Annotated in this window: 16 protein-coding genes; 8 read left to right on the top strand and 8 right to left on the bottom strand. The window is 45.3% G+C overall.

Going from position 1 to position 26,448, the window contains the following annotated elements; all coding sequences use genetic code 11:
• Positions 1 to 68: 68 nt before the first annotated feature.
• Positions 69 to 4,058 carry a pullulanase-type alpha-1,6-glucosidase gene (pulA, locus tag R7Q09_RS12245; protein WP_318070914.1) on the bottom strand — a complete coding sequence of 1,330 codons (3,990 nt, stop codon included), beginning with the start codon at positions 4,056 to 4,058 and terminating at the stop codon, positions 69 to 71.
• 546 nt (positions 4,059 to 4,604) lie between these two features.
• Here pulA and R7Q09_RS12250 point away from each other — a divergent pair.
• The 6 genes from R7Q09_RS12250 to pdxY all read left to right on the top strand — a co-directional run bounded on the left by R7Q09_RS12250 (position 4,605) and on the right by pdxY (position 12,055).
• Complete coding sequence (locus tag R7Q09_RS12250) at positions 4,605 to 5,801, top strand: hypothetical protein (protein WP_318070913.1); 1,197 nt, start codon at positions 4,605 to 4,607, stop codon at positions 5,799 to 5,801.
• 537 nt (positions 5,802 to 6,338) lie between these two features.
• Entirely contained in the window at positions 6,339 to 6,785 is a 447-nt protein-coding gene (locus R7Q09_RS12255; protein ID WP_005374797.1) for a helix-turn-helix transcriptional regulator, read from the top strand.
• Between the two features lie 410 nt (positions 6,786 to 7,195).
• Complete coding sequence (gene speF / locus R7Q09_RS12260) at positions 7,196 to 9,376, top strand: ornithine decarboxylase SpeF (protein ID WP_318070912.1); 2,181 nt, start codon at positions 7,196 to 7,198, stop codon at positions 9,374 to 9,376.
• A gap of 61 nt (positions 9,377 to 9,437) precedes the next feature.
• Positions 9,438 to 10,748: a putrescine-ornithine antiporter gene (gene potE, locus R7Q09_RS12265; protein WP_005374814.1), complete on the top strand. Its 1,311-nt coding sequence runs from the start codon at positions 9,438 to 9,440 to the stop codon at positions 10,746 to 10,748.
• A 147-nt stretch (positions 10,749 to 10,895) separates the two neighbouring features.
• Positions 10,896 to 11,084, top strand: coding sequence for an AbrB/MazE/SpoVT family DNA-binding domain-containing protein (locus R7Q09_RS12270; protein ID WP_005458312.1), 189 nt, complete (start codon positions 10,896 to 10,898; stop codon positions 11,082 to 11,084).
• A gap of 101 nt (positions 11,085 to 11,185) precedes the next feature.
• Positions 11,186 to 12,055, top strand: a complete 870-nt coding sequence (gene pdxY, locus R7Q09_RS12275) for a pyridoxal kinase PdxY (protein WP_318070910.1) — start codon at positions 11,186 to 11,188, stop codon at positions 12,053 to 12,055.
• Between the two features lie 65 nt (positions 12,056 to 12,120).
• Here the strand turns inward: pdxY and sstT are convergent, their stop codons facing one another.
• The 7 genes from sstT to malT all read right to left on the bottom strand — a co-directional run bounded on the left by sstT (position 12,121) and on the right by malT (position 20,843).
• Positions 12,121 to 13,338, bottom strand: a complete 1,218-nt coding sequence (gene sstT / locus R7Q09_RS12280) for a serine/threonine transporter SstT (protein ID WP_005374821.1) — start codon at positions 13,336 to 13,338, stop codon at positions 12,121 to 12,123.
• A 356-nt stretch (positions 13,339 to 13,694) separates the two neighbouring features.
• On the bottom strand, positions 13,695 to 14,771 hold the full coding sequence (rsgA, locus tag R7Q09_RS12285) for a ribosome small subunit-dependent GTPase A (protein ID WP_258655931.1): 1,077 nt from the start codon (positions 14,769 to 14,771) through the stop codon (positions 13,695 to 13,697).
• Between the two features lie 276 nt (positions 14,772 to 15,047).
• A complete protein-coding gene (locus tag R7Q09_RS12290; protein WP_005384641.1) occupies positions 15,048 to 15,356 on the bottom strand; it encodes a PTS transporter subunit EIIB in 309 nt (102 codons plus the stop codon).
• Positions 15,346 to 15,960 carry an SCO family protein gene (locus R7Q09_RS12295; RefSeq protein WP_042522188.1) on the bottom strand — a complete coding sequence of 205 codons (615 nt, stop codon included), beginning with the start codon at positions 15,958 to 15,960 and terminating at the stop codon, positions 15,346 to 15,348. The genes R7Q09_RS12290 and R7Q09_RS12295 overlap by 11 nt, the downstream gene beginning before the upstream one ends.
• A 9-nt stretch (positions 15,961 to 15,969) precedes the next feature.
• The gene (locus R7Q09_RS12300; RefSeq protein ID WP_025768641.1) at positions 15,970 to 16,395 is read right to left on the bottom strand and encodes a hypothetical protein; all 426 of its coding nucleotides are present in this window, start codon (positions 16,393 to 16,395) and stop codon (positions 15,970 to 15,972) included.
• A 243-nt stretch (positions 16,396 to 16,638) separates the two neighbouring features.
• Complete coding sequence (locus R7Q09_RS12305; protein WP_031778872.1) at positions 16,639 to 17,556, bottom strand: DUF368 domain-containing protein; 918 nt, start codon at positions 17,554 to 17,556, stop codon at positions 16,639 to 16,641.
• Positions 17,557 to 18,134: 578 nt separating this feature from the next.
• On the bottom strand, positions 18,135 to 20,843 hold the full coding sequence (malT, locus tag R7Q09_RS12310) for an HTH-type transcriptional regulator MalT (protein ID WP_005374834.1): 2,709 nt from the start codon (positions 20,841 to 20,843) through the stop codon (positions 18,135 to 18,137).
• A 734-nt stretch (positions 20,844 to 21,577) separates the two neighbouring features.
• Here malT and R7Q09_RS12315 point away from each other — a divergent pair.
• Both R7Q09_RS12315 and malQ read left to right on the top strand, forming a co-directional pair.
• Complete coding sequence (locus R7Q09_RS12315) at positions 21,578 to 24,031, top strand: glycogen/starch/alpha-glucan phosphorylase (RefSeq protein ID WP_005374836.1); 2,454 nt, start codon at positions 21,578 to 21,580, stop codon at positions 24,029 to 24,031.
• 117 nt (positions 24,032 to 24,148) lie between these two features.
• Entirely contained in the window at positions 24,149 to 26,329 is a 2,181-nt protein-coding gene (gene malQ, locus R7Q09_RS12320; protein ID WP_104980199.1) for a 4-alpha-glucanotransferase, read from the top strand.
• Positions 26,330 to 26,448: the final 119 nt, after the last annotated feature.

Below are 26,448 nucleotides of genomic sequence, written 5' to 3' on the forward strand. Positions count from 1 at the left end.
TGACGCCAACAAAACAAAGGGGAAGCGTGATGCTTCCCCTTTTTCATTACGGATGTTTTTAAATGAAACTAGTTTTTCGTTACCGTCACGATTGGCGCCGACTTGTCAGCCGCATTGAAGTGGAAGTTGTAGTTTCCTGCTTCTGCAATCGCAATTTTTAGGTTTGCGCTACCGCCACCGGCTTCCATCGTCAGCGCTTTACCAAGCTCAACACTGCCTTCACCACCGAAGTTGGTGTCTGCTGCCCAGTCTGCGCTCGCAACTTTCATCTCGTAGTTGCCCGCCGCTAGGGTAATGTCTAGCGAATAAACGTCATTTGCAACATAGCTGAACTTCGCTGTTGAGTCTTGTGCTGGAGCATCCCATGTAGTGATAGTGCCACGTAAGTAAAGTGCTGTTTCACCGAATGTTGGTGCATCTGCTGACTTGGTCACTGACACGACCGGTTTTTCTACGCTTTCATCTTGAACATGCAGCGCGTTCAGAGTGAAGTTGTACTTACCTGTTTCAGCAACAGACAGCTTACAGTTACCTTCTGAACCTAAGTCTAGTGAACCAGAAGCTATATTCGCAGCATCACAACCGATGTTTGGATTTGCCCAACCAGAGTCCGCGAATTTGAACTCGTGCTCACCTGCTTCAAGAACGCCAGTTACAGAGTACATGCCGTTGCCAATAAAGGTCATCGCCCAATCACTGCTATCAGACCACTCGTTCATCGTGCCTTTCACGTAAACAACGGTTTCGCCGTAAGGAGGAATGCTCGATACGTCTTTGTTATCCGTGTTTACTGGTAGGCCAGCACCTTGTGCGCCGTCTTGTGGCTGCACGAATACCGCTGTTGTCAGTGCTGGTACTGTGAACGTTTCATTGGTGAAGCTTGCACCTTTCACGATGTCATCCGCAGAGTTTTGTTGAACTTCATGTAACTCGAAACCAGTTGCGCCAGCAACTTTGAAAGACTTCTCAGTTGATGTTGAGTTCACAACGGCCACAACAGCATCGTAGTTCGAATCTAAATCGGCACCTGCTGATGTACCATCGTCGATAGACATCACAATCAAGCCTTCCACTTGGTCTTTCCCTACGTTGCGGAAGTCCACACGGTTCATCACTTCTTGCGCGGTATCTAGGCGGAACAGTTCGCTTGTGCTACGGATTTTTAGTAGCTCTAGGAATTGTTGCTTAGTCAGCTCGATGTCGGTTGAATCTGGTTTCGCCGTGCTGTCACCAACGATGGTTTTGATCAGCTCCCAGTTTGCACCGTCTTTGTCTTCACGTGGTAGACCAACGTTCCAGTTATTGTCGCTTCCGTCGAAGAATACACGGTTGAACCAGTCACCAGAATCGTACGAGTCGCGCTGCATGGATTTAGAGCGCAATAGCTCAGAACCCATGTGGATGAATGGAATGCCTTGACCAAGCATCACCGTTGATAGGGACACAGACTGCATACGTGCACGCTCGGCAGATGAAGTGCCTGTCGCAATCTTGTAGGCGTTGTTATCCCACAATGTTTGGTTGTCGTGCTTAGACACGTAAGAGATGTTCTCTGATGGCACTTTTGTGTAGCCTGCAGGCGCACCATTGTAATCAACGTTCTTACCCAGTTTGGTTTCGCCTTTGTAATCAAGAAGGATGTAGTCAGCCAAGTTACCAGCCATACCTAGACGAACCAGATCTTGGTTGTGTAAACGACCATTCACCGATTCTGCGTCAGTTTTGGTTTCTTCGTTAGGGTAAGCAGCATTACCAAAGCCTTGGTTAAAGCGAAGTGGGTGCTTACCTTCAGAATCTACACCGCCATCAAACGGGCTTCCGCCACGAACTGCGTCACGCAGACGATCAGAGAAAGTACCGATTTCTGTCCCTGCCATGTTGACTTGTGTCGCCTGATCGAAGCGAGCGTTTTGTGCGACTTCACCAAAGTCCCAACCTTCGCCGTAGAACAAGGTATTCGGGTCAATTTCACGGACTTTTTCAAGTGCGTAAACCATCACATCTTTCGGCTGGTGGCCCATAAGGTCAAAACGGAAACCATCGACTTTATAGTCATCCGCCCATACCATCAATGAGTCAACCATTAGTTTACCCATCATCAAGTTCTCGGTTGCGGTGTTATCACAACAGGTTGAGTTTTCGACGCCGCCAGTGTTGACGTTTAGGCGGTGGTAGTACCCAGGGACAATCTTATCCAGTACTGATTTTTCGTTCACACCAGATGCATTTGTGTGGTTGTACACGACGTCCATGACCAGTTTCAGATCCATTTTATGCGTCGCTTGAACCATTTCGCGGAACTCAAGAATACGCTTAGACCCGTTAGGATCGGTCGCATAACTGCCTTCCGGCACGGTGTAGTGGTAAGGGTCGTAACCCCAGTTGAAGCTGTCTAGCATGCGAAGATCGTTCATCAACGCTTGTGCTTTGCCCGTTGTTGGGTCGTAGCTATTTAATACCTCTTCAATTACTTTGCCGTCATCTTCGGTCTCACAAATGGAGGCTTCTGGCTTGATGCCACAAAGTTTACCCACGGTGTCGGTGATATCGACTCGCTTGTCAGCGTCTTCATCCACGGTTGCAATATCAAATGCTGGCAAGATATGTAGCGTTGTTAGGCCAGCATCTTTTAAAGCTTGTAAGTGAGATACAGACTCACGCTCAGGTTCTGTAAGCGCCAGATATTTGCCATCAAGACTTGGTGTGCCTTTGCTGTCGTTAAAGCTGAAATCACGAATGTGTGACTCGTAAAGGACGTGGTCTTCGTCTTTTTTAACCGTTGGGCGTGCGTAGTTTTTCCAATCTTGAGGCATTAAGCTTGGATCATCTAAATCAACCACTTGCGAGTATCGTGAGTTCTTAGACAAGCTCATTGAATATGGGTCTGTTACCAAACGCGTTTCAACGACGCCAGTTGTTGGGTGGTATACCTTAACTTGGTAGCGATAGTATTTGTTGACAACGTTGCTTTGTGCCTCAGAAACCCAGATACCTGTTGCTGGGTCTTCCGTCATGGCAACGGTCGCTTCTTCTGCTAAGTTTTCATCGTAGATTATCAGATCAACATCTTGGGCAGTTGGTGCCCATAGTTTGAAGGTTGCGGCACTGCCTTCCACAATCGCACCGAGTTCTTGACCGATCGCGTTACCTGCCTTGGAATCGGCAAACACCGCATCCAAAACGCCCGGTTTTTGCACTTCAGTTGCAGAAATGACGTCACCATTTGCGTTGTAAGCCACCATAACGATTTGTGACTTCAGGATCGTACGCAAGGTCGCGTCATCGACATCGATACCCGCAGCTTGAAGGCTAGCAAGGTGACGGAAGCGTGATTTCAGACCATCAGACAACTCACCAGCTTTTGTCAGCTCAACCGCTGTACCGCCAGAGATTTGCTTATCTTCATCCATTTTGATGTCATTGCTAAGGCTGTAGAACAGCTTCATGGAATCCGCACTGGTCGCCGCTTCCCATGCAATGGTGTTGGCGTCTAACCAATGGGCTTTTTGACCATCAATATCAACAGGGCGCTCTTCTATTGGCTCGTAGTAAAGTTCACTGCTGCCGTGGAAGCCAAACAAACCTTTCGATTCGCCGATTTTCGTCAACTCTACTTTTGAGTTTGCGCTGCCGAACGCTTTCTCATCACCTTTGTGAAGAATGAAGTTCATGCATTCGTGTGGGTCAGAGGCGTCAGGGTTTATTTTCAGTACGTAGTAAGCACCGTAGGTGTCGTTGATGCCATCGAATGGGTGTGGCGCAGACCAATCCGTTCCTGTTCCCGGAATGCCCATTGCGTCTAAATCTGTGCTGGTACAGCCCTCACCGTTCCATAGGTGCAAGCCCCAACCTTCGTAGTCGCTTGCTGTTGAAGCTGATGCTACATCACGTTTGTAATAAATGACGACTTCGTTCTCTCCCGCAGGGTACAAGCCTGAGCCAGGGTTCGTCGTATCTTCGTTCGTGCTATCACTACCACAACCGCTGATTACCGCGACGGAAATCAAAGGCAGTACGGTTTTGGCAATTGTTGATAATTTAAATGTCTTATTGTCCACGTTTACAAATCCATTGTTATTGAATTGATATTGAGCTGCGCGCTGCCTTCGTTGACTCAATCATCAAGAAGGTTTTGCACACGCTAGAAAGGCAGATGCCAAAAAAGGAAATGTTCAATTAGATGCTAATACACTGAATCATCAGCAAAATGTGAGAGCAGGCTGTTAAGTTTTTTACAGATGCAAATTTTCTGTCACAGTCGATTTTGTTCACAAATTAAATAATAAAATAGGCGCATAGTGAGAGATTCTGCACATCATTAAAATGTAAATTTTTATGGGATGAGTAAGGGGGGATGATAGGGGATGAGAATGTCTCAGCCCCAAAACCGTGATTAAGTTCTATAAAAATGAGGGCTATATTTTTCTTTTAAAAATAAGTTGCAGTGATGTTGAATAAAATACCGCCATTAAGTCTTCGCAAGCTTCAGATTTTCGCTAAGTGGTCGTTATATAATGAAGGTAGTCGGCGTTATGTCGGCGCGTAATCATAAGATTTCCCTGAAAGGGAGTTGAATTGGGCCCTGAAACCAAAAGAGGCTATTTATGAGTAGTATGGGCATTGCCATTGCGGCAACTGGCCTTTCACTCGTCCTGATATTTGTGTGGATGATCTCGTTGTCGATGCGGAAACAGAGACTCGAGGCAGAGAGGAAAGCTCGCGAAGCCGCTTATCGAAAGGCGATGCATAAAGCGCGAGAGCAAGAGCGTAAAGAGCGAGAGTTCAAAGCAGAAACCGGGCATATCCCCACCATTTTATTTCTAGCGAAAGAAGCCGAAAAGGACAACATTCGTCAAGCGCTGTATTGGTATGATAAAGCCGCTAAACTGGACAATGTGACGGGGATGTACGGCATTGTTCGCTTAAGTGAACGCATGCGCGAAGATGTGATTTTAAAAGAGCAGGCAAACTTCTGGCGTACCGCAATTGCGGGAATGGAAGGGGATACCGAAGCGAAATTTTCGACGGGCAAGGCCTTGGTCTTTGGTCGAGGAACTGAAAAAAATATCCCAAAAGGTAACCAACTGATTGAAACTGCCGCCGAAGAAGGCTGCATTGATGCCATGATTTATATGGGGGAATGGCAGCTTTCACCAGACAATAGTGCAGGACGCAGTGCAGATGCGCTTTACTGGTTTATGAAAGCGGCGGAAAAAGACAGTGCGGATGGCAAGATCCAAGTCGGCTTATGTTACCTAAATGGCATTGGTACAGAAAAAAGCATGGTTAAAGGTTGCTACTGGCTGGAACGGGCCGCGGAAAGTGGCAGTGCTAAAGCGATGTATCATGCTGGCGAAGCGTGGAAGGATAAAGGTAAAACGGGTAATGCAATTGCTTACGTTTGGCTGTTTCTTGCTGCCAATATGGGCTACCAACCTGCACGTACGTTGCGTGATGAAGTGGCAACCAATATTGGTGTTGATGTTGTCGTTGGATTGCAGTCCATAGCGAAGCCGTTGCAAAGAAAGCTGGCATCAGGAATGGTGAGAAAGCACTCTATTATTCGAGCCCTTAACAAAGTGTACAAACGCGAAGCGTATTTTCCTGCGGAAGAGGAGCTCAATGCGGTGTTGAATGACGAGAGTAAAGAAGCCTCCGAGGCTTGGGAGGAGGCATCAACACTAGATTTTCAGCCTAACATGACAACGGTAACAGCAGAAGGTCAGGCAAGCACATCGCCCAACGAAAAAAAACTTTCTAAAGAGGCGCTCGATTTCACTCAAAACTTCCTTCAACCATAACCTATCTTATCCAGAAGCCTCAAGATTGAGGCTTTTCTTTTGCTCTTTTGCCAGTATCTCTATCAGTCACGACAACAGAATGTAAACTTACTTAAGCAGTCATTTTACTGATGTGCATACTATTTATGCGATTTTTCAACATATTTTTAGTACTTAACTAAGATGGGATCTGTTTACCTTAAAAAAGAGGTTTTTCCCTCTTTATTTACTTCCGCTATTGGGCTTAGATCAAGACTTTTCAATTGATAGTAATAATGATTGAAGAGCAATACTTGATGCCCCGATTTATAGGTGAATAGTACTCATTACTTTATCTAATAATGTAAATTAAAAAATGTATTATAAATCTTAAATTGTTCTTTTATATTTAGGTGTTGATTATTGATTTTATGATTAATTAGGCGCAAGATAACGTAAAAATAAAATAGCATAGTTAATATGCAGAATTACACTAGAAAGTAACTTTTTCATTACATGTTTCATAATAAATAGAGATAATTTTTTATCTCTGTTTTTATTTATATTAGAGATTTGTGTATGTTGAGAATCATTAGTGCAGATAAATTTATCTCTTCAAGGTTTATCTTAGAGTACAGTAAGGCTGAGTTCGCTTCTTTATTAGGTGTTTCCGTCGCTAAAATAAGTAATATTGAAAGTGGAAAATCTTCAATCCCCCCGGTGTATGATTACGCCATTAATTACTTGTTGAGTGAACATCCATTTAAAGATAGTGCTGTTGATGCTTTATGTTCTCATGAAACGTTAAACTTTGCTCGTCGTATTGACGTCAATACCAAAGTAAAACGCTTGTCCTGCAAGCGTTGCGATAGCCGTAGACTGCACGTTATGGCTGGCATGAGTGGCTTGTATTTTGTCGAGTGCATGGATTGTAAACACACTATGTACTCGTCAGGCATGTCTGTAAAACGTTATCAGCAATGGTCGAATGATGGAGTCAAACTAGATAGTCATTTATTTAATTGAATTATGTTTCCTTTGCACCTAAAGTAAAAAGCCATCAATACATGTGTTGATGGCTTTTTTATTATGTGTTTAAATTTAGTTAAAATTAAAACATTTATCATTCCTAATAATATAGTCCTAATAATTATATAGTGATGGACATCTCAAAAAATTATTTTCTTGATATTTTATTTCTAACAATAATGGTTGTGGTCACACAATTTTTAATTATTTTTCCTTTTAATTCTGGTTTCAATATCATTGGACTATCAATTGGAAAGTGATGAAGGTCGCGAAATTTTAATTCGAGGAAATAAGTCTTTTAAATGTGAAAATTTAATCACGAAATTTGTTTTTTGAATTTTAAATATCGTTTTAGTTTGTAATATCTGTACTTGTCAATTTTAAAGAACAAAAAAGAGATATTCCAAATGAAAAGTTTAATTATAGGTGTTAGTAATTACATGCCAGAAGACTTCAGTTTATTAGCTGAATCTTTAGATGAACAATTTAATCGTCATTTACAACCTTTAGAGCAAGTTGAATTAACCGACGTTGGTGCGGCTATTATTACTTCAGCAGACATTAAAGCAGGTCTGCATAAAATGATTTCCGAAACGGGTTACGGTATTCCAGTTTTCTTAGTAACGGATGAAAACCCAGTTTCGGCAGAAGATTACGTTTTGCTAACTGGCGTTATCGATTTAGAAAGACAATCTATTGAGTACTACTGTCGTCAAATCAACGAAGCAGTAACCAAGTACGAATGTCGTCTGCTTCCTCCTTTCTTCAAGCAATTAACGCACTATGTTGAGATGGGTAACTCAGCGTTTGACTGTCCGGGACACCAAGGTGGTCAGTTCTTCAAAAAACACCCAGCTGGTAAACAGTTCTACGATTTCTTCGGTGAAAACCTGTTCCGTAGTGACTTGTGTAATGCGGACGTGGATTTAGGTGACTTGCTGATCCACGAAGGTTCTGCACATCAAGCGCAGGCGCACGCTGCAAAAGTATTTAACGCGGACAAAACTTACTTCGTACTTAACGGCACTTCTGCTTCAAACAAAGTAGTCTGTAACGCGCTGGTAACTGAAGGTGATTTGGTACTGTTCGACCGTAACAACCACAAATCGAACCACCACGGTGCGTTAATCCAAGCGGGTGGTATGCCAGTTTACTTAGAAACGGCGCGTAACCCTTGGGGCTTTATCGGTGGTATGGATGAACACTGTTTCGATGAAGAATACATTCGTGCTCAAATCGCGAAAGTGGACCCAGAACGTGCACGCGATGAACGTCCTTTCCGTCTTGCTATTATCCAACTTGGTACTTATGACGGTACTATCTACAACGCTCGCTACGTGATGGATAAGATAGGTCACCTTTGTGACTACATCCTGTTTGACTCTGCGTGGGTTGGTTACGAGCAGTTCATCCCGATGATGAAAGACTGTTCACCACTGCTGCTGGATTTGAAACCAGAAGACGCAGGTGTGATCGTGACTCAGTCTGTTCACAAACAACAAGCTGGCTTCTCTCAAACATCGCAAATCCACAAAAAAGACCGCCATATCAAAGGTCAAGCTCGTTACTGTAACCACAAACGCTTTAACAACGCGTTTATGATGCACGCATCGACTTCACCATTCTACGCACTGTTCTCTGCGCTTGATGTGAACGCGAAGATCCACGATGGCGAAGCAGGTCTGCGTTTATGGCGCGATGCGGTTAAGACTGGTATCGAAGCGCGTAAAGAAATCCTTAAGAGTTGTGAATTGATTCGTCCGTTCATTCCAGACGAAGTCGAAGGTCAACCTTGGGGCAGCTACGACACTGACGTGATCGCAACGAATAAGAAATTCTTCATGTTTGAGCCAAACGCAAGCTGGCACAAATTTGAAGGTTACGGTGAAGGTCAATACTTCGTTGACCCATGTAAATTGTTGCTAACTACTGCGGGTATTGCAGAAGACGGCAGCTATGCAGATTTCGGTATTCCTGCAACGCTATTGGCGAACTTCCTTCGTGAAAACGGCATCATCCCTGAGAAGTGTGACTTGAACTCTATCTTGTTCCTACTCACTCCTGCGGAAGATATGGGTAAGATCCGTCACCTTGTGGCTCAAATTAACCGATTCGAAAAATTCATCCGTGATGATGCGCCTCTAAGTATCGTACTTCCAAGCGTCTACGAAGCGAATAAAGAACGCTACCGTGGCTACACCATCCGTCAGCTATGTCAGGAAATGCATGACATGTACAAAGAGCTGAACGTGAAACAGCTACAAAAAGCGATGTTCCGCAGCGAGTACTTCCCACAAATGGTTCACAAACCAGACGTGGCAACACGCAAATACTTCCGTGGTGAATGCGATTACCTACCACTTAAAGAGGCCGTTGGTCGCGTAGCCGCTGAGGGTGCACTTCCTTACCCTCCAGGCATCATCTGTGTGATCACTGGTGAAATCTGGACCCCACACGTGGTGGATTACTTCCTATCTCTAGAAGAAGGCATCAACCGCTTCCCAGGCTTCGCGCCAGAAATTCAAGGTGTGTACCTTGAAGATGTTAACGGTCGCACTACCGCACATTGTTATGTCCTAAAAGATTAATCTACCCGTTCGCACCACGCTCTGGCGTCGGTGCGAACCGCTTATTCGTGGAGAATAATTTATGAGTACTGAAACTAAAAAAATGTCGGTGGTGCAGTTAACCATTCTGACATTCATCAACATGGCCGGCTCCGGCATCATCATGCTGCCAAGTAAACTGGCGCAAGTGGGCACCATTTCTGTGTTGTCTTGGCTGATCACGGCGGCGGGCTCTTTGGCGTTGGCTTACGTGTTCGCAAAATGTGGTCGCTTTAGTAAACGTGACGGCGGTATGAACGGTTACGCGTCTTATGCATTCGGTAAATCGGGTGCATTTATGGCGGGCTGGACTTACGGTTTGTCGCTCCTTATTGCGAACATTGCGATCGCGATTACTTGTGTGGGTTACGGCTCCGCATTCTTTGAAGTGACCCTATCTCCGGTCGAAACCTGTTTGTACACCATCGCTATTCTTTGGATTTGTACTTTCGCTAACTTCGGTGGTGCGAAAATCACAGGTCAAATTGGTACATTCACCGTGTGGGGCGTAATCCTACCAGTGTGTTCATTGGGTATTGTTGGTTGGTTCTGGTTTAACCCAACCATGTACATTGAAGCTTGGAACCCACACAGCTTGCCATTTGGTGAAGCAGTGAGTGCTTCTATTGCGATGACGCTATGGGCATTCCTTGGTCTTGAATCAGCTTGTGCGAACTCTGAAGCGGTAGAAAACCCAGAGAAGAACGTACCAATCGCAGTACTGGGCGGTACACTAATCGCGGCTGTGGTTTACATTGTATCGACAAACATCTGTTCTGGTATCGTTGCAAACTCTGAGCTTGCTGCATCTACAGCGCCATTCTCAACCGTATGGACAGTGATGCTAGGTTCAGCCGCTGGTAAAGTGGTTGCGGGTATGGCGGTATTGGCTTGTGCGGGCTCTCTATTGGGTTGGCAATTCACTATCGCGTCAGTGTTCAAATCGTCTTCTGATGCTGGCTTCTTCCCTAAATTGTTCTCTCAAGTGGACAAACGTGGTACGCCAATCAAAGGTATGATCGCGATTACTATCATCCAATCTGTATTGTCTCTAATGACGATCTCTCCAACGCTGAACGAGCAGTTCGAAGCGCTGGTTAACCTAGCGGTAGTAACAAACGTTATTCCTTACATTCTATGTATGGGCGCAATCTTCATCATGCAGCAAGTGGCGCACGTGCCGGAGCGCGAGATGAAAACCACCAACGTTATCGCTCTGATTGGCTCTCTGTACAGCTTCTACGCGCTATATGGCTCCGGCTACGAAGCGATGATGTGGGGCTCTATCGTAACCTTCCTAGGCTGGAGTGCTTACGGTCTGATTGCTGCGAAGCATGAGCCTTTAGCAAATTAAAAAATAATACTGAAAGAGCCTTCCCAAACGCGGTGTGGAAGGCTCTTTGTTTTTAGGCATTTACGCCAAATCCAAGTCAGCTCAAAGTATTTGAGGCTAGACATCCAATGACGTGAAAACTCATTTTCGACATTTGGAGGACGAAAGATGATAAGTCAACCTGTTAAAATCGGTGACGATACCGCCGTAGTCATTCCAAGCGCAATCCTGGCTCAGCTCGGGATAAGGGAAGGAGATACCCTAGAAATCGCACTGAATAAAGACAAAATGGAAATTAAGAAGATGGTGTTGAAAACCAGCACTCCAACTTACTCTGAAGATATTGAGGAGAATTGAGTTAGAGAATCTTGGTTTGTCGGATACACTACTGGTTTCGCAAAACTGGCGCTTGCCGCTGTCTTTGAACTATCGATAACAACAATAAGAGGTAAGGTACTATGCAAGGTATCCTCTCTATACAATCTCATGTTTCTTTTGGTCATGCTGGTAACAGCAGTGCCGTTTTCCCAATGCAACGCATGGGTTTCGAAGTATGGCCAATTCATACCGTTCAATTTTCTAACCACACGCAGTATCAAGAAGGCTGGACTGGGCGAGCGTTTGCGGCTGAAGACATCAGCGAGTTAGTTCGTGGTCTTGGAAACATCGGTGCATTGGAAAAATGCCAAGCGGTGTTGACGGGCTACCAAGGCAGCGCAGAGCAATGCCTTGCTGTTGAAGATACCGTGACGAAAGTGAAGCAAGCGAACCCGAACGCACTTTACTTTTGCGACCCTGTGATGGGCGCGCCAGACAAAGGCTGCATTGTGGCTCCGGGCATTGCTGAAAATCTTCTAACGCGTTTGATGCCAATGGCGGACGTGATCGTTCCGAACCAATTCGAGCTAAGTCAATTTGCTGAGATGGAAATCCACTCATTAGACGATGCGATCACCGCATGCCAACGTGCGCTAGAGAAAGGTCCAAAAGTGGTGCTAGTTAAGCACCTTTACTGCCTAGAAAATGGCAGCTTCAACATGCTATTGGCTACGCAAGAAGGCATTTACCTTGCGAAGCGTCCTCAATTTGAGTTTGCTAAACAACCTGTTGGCGTGGGCGATCTTATTTCAGCTATCTTTACCGCGGGACTCTTAAAAGGCTGGTCTCCTAAACAAGCTTTCCAACATTGTCACGACGCGTGTTACGGGGTGTTGAGTGCAACGTACCATGCAGGCGAATGGGAGCTGCAAACTATTGCGGCGCAGCAAGAGTTTGTTGAGCCAAGCAAACACTTCCCGATTGAAGAAGTGGCTCTGGTCACCGCATAATTGAGCGCAATTAAACAAAAAAGGGGAGCCATCATCGGCTCCCCTTTCTATTTGTTCTGTCAGTCTTACTGAGCTTTTTGCTGCTCTGATTTACAAACTGCTGCCGTAAAGACAACGTCTGTTGAGCTGTTTAGCGCAGTTTCAGCAGAGTCTTGAATCACACCGATAATGAAGCCAACCGCTACAACCTGCATTGCTACGTCGTTTGAGATACCAAACAGGCCACACGCAAGTGGGATAAGTAGTAGAGAGCCACCTGCAACACCTGATGCGCCGCATGCAGAAACCGCAGCTACAATACTTAGAAGTAGCGCAGTCAGTAGATCAACTTCGATACCCATAGTGTGCACAGCTGCAAGCGTTAGCGTTGTGATAGTGATTGCAGCACCAGCCATGTTGATGGTCGCACCTAGAGGGATAGATACTGAGTATGTATCCTCGTCCAGTTTTAGCTTCTCACATAGTGCCATGTTTACTGGAATATTCGCCGCACTTGAACGAGTGAAGAACGCAGTTACACCACTTTCACGTAGACAACGGAATACAAGTGGGTAAGGGTTTTGTTTGGTTTTAACGAACACGATCGCTGGGTTTACAACGAGTGCGATGATCATCATTGCGCCAAGAAGAACCGCCAGAAGGTGTGCGTAGCTTGCTAGTGCGCTAAAGCCCGTTGTCGCAAACGTTGAAGCAACCAAGCCAAAGATACCAAATGGTGCAAGACGAATGATAAAGCGCACAATGTGAGACACGCTGTGGCTTAGATCTTCAAATACGGCCTTCGTTGTTGCCGATGCGTGGTGTAGTGCAAGACCCAGACCCACACCCCAAGCAAGAATGCCGATGTAGTTTGCTTCTACTAGTGCATTTACTGGGTTGTCGACCAGTTTAAACAACAATGTGCGTAGAATTTCAGCAATACCTTGAGGAGGCGTTGCACCTTCAGCGCCGGTGACAAGCGTTAAATTGGTCGGGAAAAGGAAGCTTAGAACCACTGCTGATAGCGCCGCGAAGAATGTACCCATCAGGTACAGTACAACGATTGGGCGCATGTAAGTGTGTTGGTTTTTCTTTTGGTTTGCAATTGAAGCGGCAACCAAAATAAACACAAGAATTGGCGCGATCGCTTTAAGCGCACCGACAAAAAGGCTACCAATTAATCCCGCGCTTTCGGCATGGCTTGGAGAAATTGTCGCGAGCAAAATACCAAAGACGATACCGACAAGGATCTGGACGACGAGGTTACCACGAGCATATCGGGCAACGAGGCTGTTGTGTTGCATACATCATTCCTGCAATTTTATGCCAGAGTGGCAGGGCAATAGTCCATCATTACACGGCGATAATGCCCTTGTATTGCAAGGGGTGAGCATTGCTTCTGGTCACTAAGACACATGATTATCAATTATCCTGTTTTTATAAATTCAGCCATTTTCTTGCTGAATATCACATATCTTAGCTTGGTAATATTTTGTGTCTAGTTTTAGTTTGTTTTTGGATTAAATGTTTGCTCAATGTTATTTAAATAAGATTTTTATGTTGAAAATTATCATTAGTTATGAGTAATGGTTTTTAATAAAGTTGTTAAAAAGGAGACTTTCGTCTCCTTTGATTTTATTGACAACTCAAACGCAACAAATTAATAACTTTGTTGGCGCCTGCGCTTATCACTCATGGCATTTCGAGTGAGTTTCCCGAACTGTCGACTTTGAGCTCGTTGCTCTGCCAAAGTCGCGCCGTTAAAGGCTTGTTCTCGCAATAGTTTTTGATAGTTATTGAAACGACGAACCTCCAGTTTGCCATTTGCAATCGCAGTTTGAACTGCGCAGCCTGGCTCAGTTTGGTGCTTACAATTGCCAAAGCGACAACGCTGAGCGAGCGCCTCAATGTCAGAAAACGCCTCACTGACCCCCGATTCACAATCTGCTAGTTGAAGCTCGCGCATTCCCGGAGTATCAATCAAGATGCCGCCATCAGGTAATAGATGGATAGAGCGCGATGTAGTTGTATGTCGACCTTTGCTATCGTCTTCACGAATATGCCCAGTTGCCTGTTCTTGTTGCCCGAGTAATGCATTAACAAGAGTTGATTTGCCAACGCCTGAAGAACCGATAAAAGCGAGGGTTTGTCCTTCTTTGCACCAGGTCATGAGTTTAGAAGCACTCTCTATTTCTAAGCCGTTGACTGTCTCTATAGCTAATAGAGGATCGAGCTTCTGTACTTGGCTTTTTAGTTCATCAGTATTGTCACACAAATCGGCTTTGGAAAGCACGATGACGGGTTCGACTTCGGCTTCATGAGCCAAGGCAAGATAACGTTCAATACGACTTAAATTGAAGTCGTCGTTAAGGGAACAGACGATAAACACTGTATCCACATTGGCTGCGATGAGTTGCTCTGCCACTTTGCTGCCAGCGGCTTTGCGGCTAAAGAGGCTCAAGCGATCCAGTAAGCGAACAAATTGCTGATCTTCATTTAAGATTACCCAGTCTCCGACGGTCATGTTGGGTAAAGAATGGTGGGCATTAAGATGAACTTGCCCAGTTTCTGTTGCCAATAAATAACCACTTCGGTGGTGCGCAATCACACGAGCAAAGATAGTGTTGTCGTAATCGTCTAATGTCAGTTGTTGCTGAAAAAATGGTTTCCAACCCAATTGTTTTAGAGGGTTTGAAGTTGAAACTAATGTGTCACAAAAAGTATGTGTTTGATTCATTATTGAATTATCCCAGACGCAACAAAGCGCCTTAATACAAATCGCATTAGGGTCTAATTCGGATAGAGTTGACCCCGGTGAAGACCGGGCAGAGAAGGGGAAGTTGTGGTTATGCCACAGAGTTGGTGCTGTTAGGGTTACCCTTGCGATGCCCAGTTAGTGTTATTCAATACAATCATCTTGTGTCCTCTTCGTTGGTTAATAAATAAGTGAGTTAATTAAGCCAAAAGAGTATAGCCGCCGTTTTTTAAAGAGGGTAGCTATACTGCAAAAATATTAACTTTGTTTTGTGATGCGCTCTTCCATAATCTGCGAATACGTGTTGGCTTTTAAGCCGTATATGATTTGGACATGACGATCATCCAATATCACGACTCCATGCGCGCCATGATTTTTGAGTGCGTTCTTATCGATGACGGACGTCGCTCTGAGGGTAAGACGCAGCCGAGTCGCACATGCACCAGTTTCTAGCAGGTTCTCTATGCCCCCAATGGCGTCAATGATCGTATCGACGTCTTGTTCGACATTGGGGTTGGTATGAGTTAGGAAATTGAAAAATTGCTTCAGCACTGACTTAACCGTCATTTGAAGAGCCTTCGGTCGTTAGTTTTGAAATGGCTTCAACAATCGGTGCCGGCGAGAGCGTATGCGGTACTTTAGTGATTAACGTGCCATCCGGCTTCAAGAAGTAAAAGTAAGAGCTATGATCCAGCGTGTACTTTAGTTCCGAGCCTTCCAATTCTGTCTTGCGGAAAATGACACCATAGTTGTGTGCCAAAGGTGTCGTTACATCAAGTGGTGCCGATAGGCCTTCAATCATTGGATGGAAGTAATGGGCATATTTTGCTGATGCATCGGCCTCATCACGCTCTGGGTCTAAAGAAATGAACATCGGGCGTAGTTGTGCTTTTTGCGCGTCGTCAATTTGATTCAGTGCTCCTGCCAGCATTGCAAGAGAAGTTGGGCAAACGTCTGGGCAGCGAGTAAAGCCAAAATAGACGACTCGGATGCGAGGGTCATTCACATCGAAGATATTGACGGCTTGGTTATTTTCCCCAAACAATACCGTTTGTTGAGAGGTGGAACTGTCCACTTGCTCTGGCTTCGTTTTCTGATTATCTAAATAGCTCTTTACGCCAAATCCGAGTGCGAAAGCAGCTACGAGAAATAGGGACCAATTGCGGCTCATAACGATTCCTTATCTTTGCATTTTTATAGCAGGGTAAACGGTATTCTCTCCATCACTGAGTTCACCAACCCAAGTCATTGCATCCTCCGTGCAAACCGGGAGAATGATGTCACCTTGATATTGGCCAGGAGCGATTTGCTTCAGCAAAAACTTAGGCTCACCCATCTCCATTTCTCTTCCTGAAAGACTTAGGATGAGTTGCTTAGCATCGCTTGTATGCCACTCAACATTTAGAGTGGTAGGAACCAAGGGTTGAGCAGTTTCTGAGTTTAGCGTCATCGTAACATTTTCTTGGACGCAAGAGGTTGTAGAGAGAAAGCAGTATTCATCTATTGACTTGCTTTGAGTGGAAGAAGAAAAGCTTTTTATTAGAGTCGGGGCATAAAATCCCGCAACTAATGCGGCTGAAACAGCGGCGATTTGTAACAGTTTCATTAAGGTTCAGCATTTATCACTTAACATTACGAGCATCGTAGCACAGATGCGTCGCTCGCCAACTCGTGACCTCGGTAAATTGTGCGTTATACCTCGGTGACCAGCTTCCTTATAACGCGACGGACTTTATTGCATCAAATACAGCAGAGTTTTCAATTGAGATGTTTTGCCCTTAGCCAATAAATAAAAACGGAGCCAATTGGCTCCGTTTTTATTTGGTTCAGTATGTGTTTGATACCAAAGTTATTTATCTGAGTCTGCGAATTTCTCTAGACCTAAAACCAGAGCAATGGCTGCAAGCATCATCACGACAGCAAGTACTAACTGAGAAGGTTGTGATGTCACGTGTTCAAATTCAAATGGTGATAGGTTGTGCTGTAGCAATGGCACTTGTTCGCCCTTCGAATTGGTGCGCCAAGTGATGGTTTCTTTCCATGGCCAAATCTTTGGCAACGTACCAATCATTAATCCAGTCAAAAACATCAGGGTGAAATCACGGAACTTGCGTAGTAACCACGACAATAAGTGAGAGAAGGACAGTAAACCGATCACGCAGCCAGACAAAAATAGCGCTAATGTATCGACTTGAAAACCTTTCACTGCGGCTAATACAGGAGCATACATGCCAATCAGCAGCAAAATAAAACTGCCAGAGATACCCGGCAAGATCATCGCACAAATCGCGATAGCTCCAGCGAATAAGGTATTAATGGCCGTTGGTTCCATGTGTAAAGGTTTGAGCACAGTAATACTATAAGCAAACCCGACACCAACGAGCAGAATGACAAAGCGGACAAGATCGCGTTGCTCAACCTGACGAATAATGTGATACACAGAGACCAAAATCAGACCAAAGAAAAATGACCAAAGTGGGATCGGGTGTGTGTCAAGAAGCCAAGTAATCAACTTTGCTAGCGTTGCAATACTGGTGAAAATGCCGGCAAACAGAGCGATAAGGAAGAATCCGTTGATGTGATTAAACGCGGCTTTAACCCCTTCTTTTCGCCAGATAGAGAAAAGTGAGGGGTTAATGCGTCGAATGCTTTCAAGCAGCGTATCGTAAATACCAGTGATAAACGCGATGGTGCCGCCAGATACACCAGGTACAACATCTGCTGCACCCATGGCGATTCCCTTGAAGAAAGTAATTAAGTAGTTCATTGCTCTAATGCTAAGTCGTTTCGATGGCAGAGAGTATACAAACATTGCGATGAAAAAAGTATGAAATAGTGCTGTAACTACTTGGTTTTATATCCAATCTATTGCCTATCTTTATTACCCGCCAAGAGACAATGCCGCCGTAACGAGCTTTTAATGCTTGGTTTACATTTTTGAGATGATTAACTCTACTATCAATTATCAATCTTGGTTGCATTGTGCAATTGCAATTTGCATTATCAAATTGCATTTTGATAATTTGCGCGTGAATAAATCCAGCTTATATGAGATCTTGTGCCCAAAAATAAGTCTTTGCGTTTTGGCATGATTAATGCATAATACTGCTCGACCCTTCTTAAGCCGAGGGTCACCTAGCCAACTGACGTTGTTAGTGAATACAATTTGTTCACACTAAATATAAGCCAATCGCGATTATTGCGGTTGGCTATTTTTTTATATGAACAACGTTACTTACGTGCTTTGCAAATTGCACTTCTCTTACTGTCAGTCATAAAAAAGGGCTGACGTGTTACGCCAACCCTTATGTTTTACTTTACGTTTTAACCCGTTTATCGAGCAGTTCAGTATCCCATCAACTGCAGCAAATTTTCAGCTGTCACAATGGCTTCTTTACGATTAGCAATATTAAGCTTTTGGTACAGGTTGCGAATGTGGGTTTTAATTGTCGTACCTGCCACATCCAGCTCTTGTGCGATTTGCTCGTTACTAAAGCCTGAATAAATCAGCCCCAGAACCTGCCATTCGCGTTGTGTTAATGGGCTAGTACGTACTAGCTCTGGCACATTAGGGTGATTCACCAACTTTTCAATAAAGTCTTCATCAAAGTGAATTGACCGGCTACGTTGATTCGATGAAATGTCCTTCATTAACTGTTGAGCACGGTGACGCTCAAGATCGCCCAGTTCATGGCGGAGGCTCAACTTCTCCAGCAGACCGCCAATGGTTGCACCATCAATCAGGAAGTTTCCGACCATGCCAGTTTGGTTCGTCATTACTAATGCTTCTTTTAACAGAGCCTTGGCTTGCTCCTCATCTTTTTGGCGAGCAGAAAGGACCGCTTCAACCACTAAGTTGCGATTAGTATCTGTGATTAGGTTAGTGCGACGAGCTTCACCTTGGAGGAAATCTAACGCAGCACGAGCGTCGGTATATTGGCCTAAGTTAATGTGGGCGCGGGCAATGTTACGCCATTGCAATTGAGAAAAGTGGTTGCATGCCGATTCAGGACGAACCGCAGTGTTGAGCCATTCTTGCATTGCATCGGTATTCCCGCGCGCTTGCCAAAATAGAATCAACGATAGTGAAGCGTTTGCAGTCCAATCTACGTGGTAAGTCGACTGTTTCATCAAGTGCTGTATATGCTCAATGAATTTACCGGCTTTGTCTAATTCACCGCGTCCAATCGCAATACGCGCCAACATCGAATAGCTATGTAAGTGCTTGCTTGGTGAATGGTTTTCGAGAATTTGCAGACCTTTGTACGCGCATTCTTCCGCTTCATCAAGTCGGTTCCAGCACCAAAGTACTTGCGCGCGAATACGCAGCAAAAATTCATGAAGAGGAACATGCTGAAGCTGCTGATCTTCAATCAGACGGAATGCGGAATCTTGTAGTTCAAAGGCAGCTTGCACGTAACCTTGTGCAATTAAAATCTCGCTTTGCTGCAATATTGCCCATAACGCTTGGTGGTATACCTGATACTGACGAGCTAGCTTTTCAGTTTGTTGCATCATTGGCAAAGCACGGTCTAGTTTACCTAGCACGTGGTTAACTTCACCAACAACCGAAGTCGCCACAATTCGGCTACGGTAAATTGTGTTATCAAGTTGGCTAAGCGCTAACTCCGCTAATTCGAGAGCTTTTTCTGGCTGGTTACTGTTGATAGCCACTTGAGCAAGCAACGCGTTTGCTTGACCTTGATAATGAATATCTAACGCAATGTTACGCTTTTTGTGTTCCTCTTCCGCTTCTTCAAGCAGGTGGCCCACTTGGTTATAACGATGCTGACTTTGAGCCAACCATGCTCGGAGCATCGTAAGTTTTGGGTGGCTGAACAACAGATCATCGTCCAACTTGTTAATTGAGCTTTCCAGTGTGCTGAGTTCGCCTTGGTTAAACATCTTCCAGCCGAATTCGTTTAGGATCTCTACCACTAAGTCCTTATCATTCGATTTTTGTGCATGATGAATCGCTTGGTGTGGTGCTTTTTGTTGTAACCAAGCGATAGCAGCATTGCGGTGGAGATCTTTTTCTTGCTGAGGAATACGAGCTTGGCGCTCATGAGATAAAAACTCGCCAAATAAGTTATGGAACCGGAACCAGTTCTGTTCCCCTTCGAGCGGATAAATGAATAAGCCGTAACGGTTAAGCGATTCAATCATTCCCAGTGCATCTTCGCGTTGGGTAAGGGCAAACACTAGCTCATCATTGAAGTGGTCAAGCACGGATACTTGCATTAAAAAGTGACGAGTTTCGTGATCGAGTAAGTCAAACACTTCTTCGACCAAGTAATCCCACAAGTGCGCGTGATTGAACTGCGATACCGACTCTACAGTTTGTGCCAATGTGCGGTTTTGATGTTGGGCTTGTAATGCGATCAACTGCATCGCCGATGGCCAACCTTCAACATAGGTTCTTAGGCTGTTCGCCATGTCTTCATCAATACCATCGGCGATACGCTGGTTAAAGAAGCGAGTGGTTTCTTCGGTATCAAACGCCAACATCTCGTTGCCGATTTCGATCATTAAATCACGAACACGTAAGTTTGCAGTGCCCAGAGGCGGCGCTGCACGACTGGTTACCACAACGGTGAGGTTGTCTGGCATGTGCTTTAAGAAGAAACGCATGGATTCATGGATTTCATCATTCGTGATTAAATGGTAGTCATCAAGTACCACGTAGCACTCTTGATGAAAGTCAGCCATTTCAGCGAATACTTCGCTAAATAGGGAGCGTAAAGACGAGATCTGACGTTTTTCCGCCAGTTTTTGTGCGTTAGCGCAACTGAAGTTGGTGGCTTTGTTTAATGCTTGAAGCAGATAGTTTACAAAGCGAAAGCCGTCGTTATCGCTGTCATCAATGCTGTACCAACCGACGTTTGGCTTATCGGATAGCCACTGCGCTGCCATTGTCGTTTTTCCGTAACCTGCTGGGGATCGGAATAAAACCAATTTGTAGTAAGGCGCTTGCTGTAGTAAGTCCAACACTCGTGGGCGCACGATGGCATTGTGCAGGCGTCCTGGTCGAGTAAGCTTAGATGGAATCCACATTAGTAGTTATGTCCTTATTTATGTATACCCAAATGACTGCAACGTGATCATTCTAGTAAAGCCCCCTTGAAAGCCGTCTTACTGAATGATGTCACCAGCATCAAAAACACTGTTTGAATGCCAGATAATGTCGCTACTGTTGGGGCTTGCGTCCGTCTGAAAAACCATTCCATACGGTCACTTAGATATAAAAGCTAGCGAAAACTAGAAATAACTCACATCGCCTAATTCTAGTTTGTATAAAAAGCGTACAATCCTGTGAGCTGAGAGGGATGTTACGACATCAGAAATGTTCGTTACTTTGATCCACTTCCTAATTCTCAAGGGTTGATGGATTTACCATCAACTACGCCCTTTATTTGTGATTTTCGTCACTTAAATATCGTTTATTTCGTTAGCGTTAAGATCTCGTTGCACATGGATTACGAAAAGTTCTTCTACGCTGACCGAGTTAATGTGACCGATATTACAATTTTCACATCATCAGATGAGTGGACTATAAAAAGCGTCATGAATGGGTTTTAACCTTTCTCACATTCCATTGTGATCAAAATCACTAAGAACTGGTGCAAAGTTCACTTTGTTGAGATTTGGATCACTAACCTAGCAATGGTACCCCCTCTACGCCCTCAGCCCTCCTCCTTCAAAGGATGAGAATTAGGAGGATGTTTATTCACAGAGGTAAATGCACGATGTATGGCAGATGAATTACCAAAAGACGTGAGAATTTCGTAATGAAACCTACTCAACAAAAACAATTTGACAAGAAGTCGTTCCAAGAAAGCGTAAAGAAACACCTATCTGTAACTTACGCTCATACGATTGAAAACGCAGACAGCCGCGCATGGTACCTAGCAATGGGGCATGCTCTGGCTGAATTTACTACTCTAGATTTGCTTGCGACAGAAGAAGATCCACGCATTAAAAGTGCGAAGAGCGTTAACTACCTTTCGCTAGAATTCCTTATCGGTCGTTTGACTGGTAACAACCTAATCAGCATGGGTCTGTACGAACAAGTAACAGAAGCAATGGCTGAACTGGGTTACAACCTAACTGATCTGCTAGAAGAAGAGCGCGACCCATCATTGGGTAACGGTGGCCTTGGTCGTCTGGCTGCGTGTTTCATGGATTCATGTGCGGCACAAGAATTCCCAACTGTCGGCTATGGTTTACATTACGAATACGGTCTATTTAAACAGTCATTCAAAGATGGTCGCCAGCAAGAAGCACCTGACGCATGGCGCGGTGTAGAAGGTTACCCTTGGGAAATTGCGCGTCCAGAACTTGCGCAAGAGATCGGTTTCTACGGTCACGTTGAAGTGATTAACGAGAACGGTAAAGAAGTTCGCAAATGGGTACCAGGCATGACAGTAAGAGCAATGCCTTGGGATCTTCCAATTGTGGGTTACGAATCAGACACGGTTTACCCGCTACGTCTTTGGGAATGTCAGGCGATCGCACCATTCTCACTAGCAAGCTTTAACAATGGTGATTACTTCGAAGCTCAGCACGCACTGATCGACGCAGGTAACATCACTAAAGTGCTTTACCCGAACGACAACCACGAGAAAGGTAAAACACTGCGTCTAATGCAGCAGTACTTCCACTCAGCAGCGTCTGTACGTGACATCCTACGTCGCCACGAAGCTGCGGGCTACTCGCTAGCGGATCTACCTAAGCAAGAGACTATCCAGCTTAACGATACGCACCCAACGATTGCGATTCCTGAACTAATGCGCATCCTGATGGATGAAAAAGGTTTAGCTTGGGAAGCGGCTTGGGAAATCAGCTCTAAGACATTTGCGTACACCAACCACACGCTACTTCCAGAAGCACTAGAGACATGGCCAGAGTCGCTAATCCAGCACCTGCTACCACGTCATATGGAGATCATTTACGAGATCAACCACCGCTTCCTACAAGACGTACGTGCAATGTGGCCGGGTGATGTCGCGAAGCAACAGAAGCTTTCTATCATCGAAGAAGGTTTCCACCGCATGGTTCGCATGGCAAACCTATGTGTAATCGGCTCTTACGCAGTAAACGGTGTAGCAGCACTTCACTCTGAATTGGTTAAGAAAGACCTATTCCCAGAGTTCCACGAAATGTACCCGACACGTCTACACAACGTAACGAACGGTATTACGCCACGTCGCTGGTTGAAGTTCTGTAACCCAGGTCTGTCTCAGCTTATCACTGAGAAAGTCGGCCCAGAATGGCCAGCGAAACTAGAGCAACTTGAAGGTATTGCGAAGTACGCCACTGACGCGACATTCCAAAAAGAATTCATGGCAGTGAAGAAAGAGAACAAAGAACGCCTAGCAACTTGGGTGAAAGAGAACATGGGTATCGAGCTCGATACTAATGCAATCTTCGATGTTCAAATCAAGCGTCTGCACGAGTACAAACGTCAGCATCTAGACTTGCTACACGTACTGTCTCTGTACCACCGTATTCTTAATGAACCAGGTTTTGAGTGTACGCCACGCGTTGTGTTCTTCGCAGCAAAAGCAGCACCGGGTTACCACCTAGCGAAAGAAATCATCTTCGCAATCAATAAGATTGCAGACAAGGTGAACAACGATCCTCGCATCGGTAACAAGCTGAAAGTGGTATTCATCCCTGACTACCGCGTGAGCATGGCTGAAATCATTATCCCTGCGGCTGACGTTTCTCAACAAATCTCGCTAGCGGGTAAAGAAGCATCAGGTACAGGTAACATGAAGATGGCGCTAAACGGTGCGCTAACTATCGGTACAATGGATGGTGCAAACGTTGAGATTCGTGAGGAAGTAGGCGATGAGAACATCTACATCTTCGGTCTAGATGTTGAAGGTGTGAAAGCGCTGAAAGCTCAAGGTTACAACCCATTTGATTACTACAATGCGGATCACTTACTCAAAGCGTCAATGGACTTGCTATTGGGTGAAGAGTTCACACCAGGCCAACCGGGCTTACTGCGTGCCACATACGACAGCCTGCTAGACGGTGGTGACCCATACTTATGTCTCGCGGATTTCGCCTCTTACGTGAAAGCACACGAAGACATGAGCGAACAATATAAAGATCAAGCTGGCTGGGCGAAGAAGGCCATTCTTAATACCGCCCTTGTTGGCAAGTTCACGTCAGACCGCTCAATCCGCGACTACGTGAACAATATCTGGAAGCTTGAAGCGGTGAAACGCTAATAGAACCTAGTTAAGACCAAGGTAGCCAAGCGCTACCTTTGGTCATTTTCCAAAAGAAGTTATTGATAACAATAAAACCCTACATGGAAGGTGTTGGTATTACCTTCGGAGAAAGCGATGAAAGAACAAACAGCATTAAAGAAAGTCGCGGAAATGGCGAGATTGGCTGATAGCTATGTCAGTGCTTGGGGAGATGAGGCTAAAGTGTCTGAGGAGACGCTACGCCGCTTGCTCGCTTCGCTTGGCTACGATACTAGCAGTGATGAAAAACTACTGGCTTCTGCTGAAAAGAAACATAAAAAAGACGTACTAGCCCCTGTTCTTGTTTTACGCGACGGCGAACCAGTCGAAGTGGAACTAAACCTAGGTACGAGTGCTCGTGAGAGTGAATTCAGCTGGCGTTTAGAAACAGAACAAGGAGAGGTACTTGAAGGCTATCTTCAGTCCCAAATTGTTCGTGATGAGCGTGCTGAGGGTGGCCCTCTAGTGTTTGCATTGCCAAAGAACTTGGCTTGGGGTTATCACAAACTGATCATCAGTCGTAAGCGTCGTAAAACACCTTACGAGATGTCATTGATCATTACGCCGAAAGCGTGTTTCAAACAAGACGATCTAAACCAACACAAAAAGCTATGGGGTCCTAGTATCCAGCTTTACACACTGCGTACTCAGCATAACTGGGGCATCGGTGATTTTGGTGACCTAAAACAACTGGTGAGTGATATTGCCTCTCGTGGCGGTGACTTCATTGGCTTGAACCCTATTCACTCGCTGTTCCCTGCGAATCCAGAAGGGGCAAGCCCATACAGCCCGTCTTCTCGTCGTTGGTTGAACATCATGTACATCGACGTAAGCTCTGTACCTGAATTCGCGCTAAGTGCAGAAGCACAACAGCGTGTTGGTAGCGCAGAGTTCCAACAACGTCTACAAAAAGCGCGAGACTCTCATTGGGTGAATTACACCGAAGTTTCGCAACTAAAAATGAGCGTTCTTCCGCTGCTATTCAGTGAGTTTAAAGCTCGCCATTTAGACAAGAACACCGATCGCGCTCGTGCCTTCTTGGACTTTGTTGAAAAAGGCGGCGACAGCTTGCTACATCAAGCTGCATTCGATGCACTTCATGCTGATTTACATGCAGAAGATGCAAACATGTGGGGCTGGCCAGTATTCCCTGAGAAATACCGCACATTCGACGCAGCTGGTACTCAGAAGTACATTAAGGACAACCAAGATCGTGTTCACTTGTACATGTACCTGCAATGGATCGCAGACGATCAAATCAAAGAAGCGCAAGCGCTAGCCGAAGAAAAAGGCATGGCTGTGGGTTTGTACCGCGACCTTGCGGTTGGTGTTGCAGATTCAGGCAGCGAAACATGGGCTGACGAAGGCGCGCTAGTATTGGATGCAAGCATCGGTGCGCCACCAGATGTACTTGGTCCACTAGGCCAAAACTGGGGTCTGCCTCCGCTAAACCCTCAAGTGTTGGAAGCGACAGGCTACGATGCGTACATCAAGTTGCTACGTGCCAACATGAAGCATTGTGGTGCACTGCGTATCGACCACGTACTTGGCCTATTGCGTCTATGGTGGATTCCAAAAGGCGAGAAAGCGACAGAAGGCGCGTACTTGTACTACCCAGTGGAAGACATGCTCGCAATCCTAGCGCTTGAGTCGCACCGCCATCAGTGCTCTGTGATTGGTGAAGACTTAGGTACTGTGCCAGATGAAATCGTTGATATCCTACGTGATGCAGGTGTGCACTCTTACAAAGTCTTCTTCTTCGAAACCTCAAAAGAGGACGGCGGCTTTATTTCTCCGAAGCATTACGCAGAGCAGTCTATGGCTGCGCTGTGTACGCACGATATGCCAACACTACGCGGTTTCTGGCACTGTGATGACTTGAAGATGGGGCGTGAGATTGGTCTGTACCCTGATGAGCAGCAGTTGGAAGGCCTATTCGCTGACCGCTTGAAGTGCAAACAAGGCATTCTAGACAGTGTTCGCTGGCATGGCTATTTGCCAGAAGGCATTGGTCATGATGCTCAGTACGTGCCAATGGATTCATACCTAAGCGAAGCGCTGCAACTGCACGTAGCCGCGGGTGACTCTGCACTGCTTAGTGTTCAGCTTGAAGACTGGCTAGAAATGGATCAACCGGTCAATATTCCTGGTACGGTGGATGAGTATCCAAACTGGCGTCGTAAATTGTCGATGAACCTAGATGAAATCTTCAGCCGTGAAGATGTGAATCGTATTTCTAAACGCCTTACTGAAGTTCGTGCACAGGCGAGTAAGTAAGATGCCTAGAGTGGCGTAGATGGACGAGCTGATTACGAATTTTGTTAGCTCAGAGGTACGAAAGTTCCGTCTAGGTCACTCATTCCTAAAACACAATCCGTTAGGATGAAGTACCGTTA

The organism is Vibrio sp. 2130-1 (genome assembly GCF_033339515.1).

Coding starts and splice junctions, on each gene's coding strand:
- R7Q09_RS12250 (WP_318070913.1), top strand. CDS start 4,605: ATGAGTAGTATGGGCATTGCCATTGCGGCAACTGGCCTTTCACTCGTC.
- R7Q09_RS12255 (WP_005374797.1), top strand. CDS start 6,339: ATGTTGAGAATCATTAGTGCAGATAAATTTATCTCTTCAAGGTTTATC.
- speF (WP_318070912.1), top strand. CDS start 7,196: ATGAAAAGTTTAATTATAGGTGTTAGTAATTACATGCCAGAAGACTTC.
- potE (WP_005374814.1), top strand. CDS start 9,438: ATGAGTACTGAAACTAAAAAAATGTCGGTGGTGCAGTTAACCATTCTG.
- R7Q09_RS12270 (WP_005458312.1), top strand. CDS start 10,896: ATGATAAGTCAACCTGTTAAAATCGGTGACGATACCGCCGTAGTCATT.
- pdxY (WP_318070910.1), top strand. CDS start 11,186: ATGCAAGGTATCCTCTCTATACAATCTCATGTTTCTTTTGGTCATGCT.
- sstT (WP_005374821.1), bottom strand. CDS start 13,338: ATGCAACACAACAGCCTCGTTGCCCGATATGCTCGTGGTAACCTCGTC.
- rsgA (WP_258655931.1), bottom strand. CDS start 14,771: ATGAATCAAACACATACTTTTTGTGACACATTAGTTTCAACTTCAAAC.
- R7Q09_RS12290 (WP_005384641.1), bottom strand. CDS start 15,356: ATGACGGTTAAGTCAGTGCTGAAGCAATTTTTCAATTTCCTAACTCAT.
- R7Q09_RS12295 (WP_042522188.1), bottom strand. CDS start 15,960: ATGAGCCGCAATTGGTCCCTATTTCTCGTAGCTGCTTTCGCACTCGGA.
- R7Q09_RS12300 (WP_025768641.1), bottom strand. CDS start 16,395: ATGAAACTGTTACAAATCGCCGCTGTTTCAGCCGCATTAGTTGCGGGA.
- R7Q09_RS12305 (WP_031778872.1), bottom strand. CDS start 17,556: ATGAACTACTTAATTACTTTCTTCAAGGGAATCGCCATGGGTGCAGCA.
- malT (WP_005374834.1), bottom strand. CDS start 20,843: ATGTGGATTCCATCTAAGCTTACTCGACCAGGACGCCTGCACAATGCC.
- R7Q09_RS12315 (WP_005374836.1), top strand. CDS start 21,578: ATGAAACCTACTCAACAAAAACAATTTGACAAGAAGTCGTTCCAAGAA.
- malQ (WP_104980199.1), top strand. CDS start 24,149: ATGAAAGAACAAACAGCATTAAAGAAAGTCGCGGAAATGGCGAGATTG.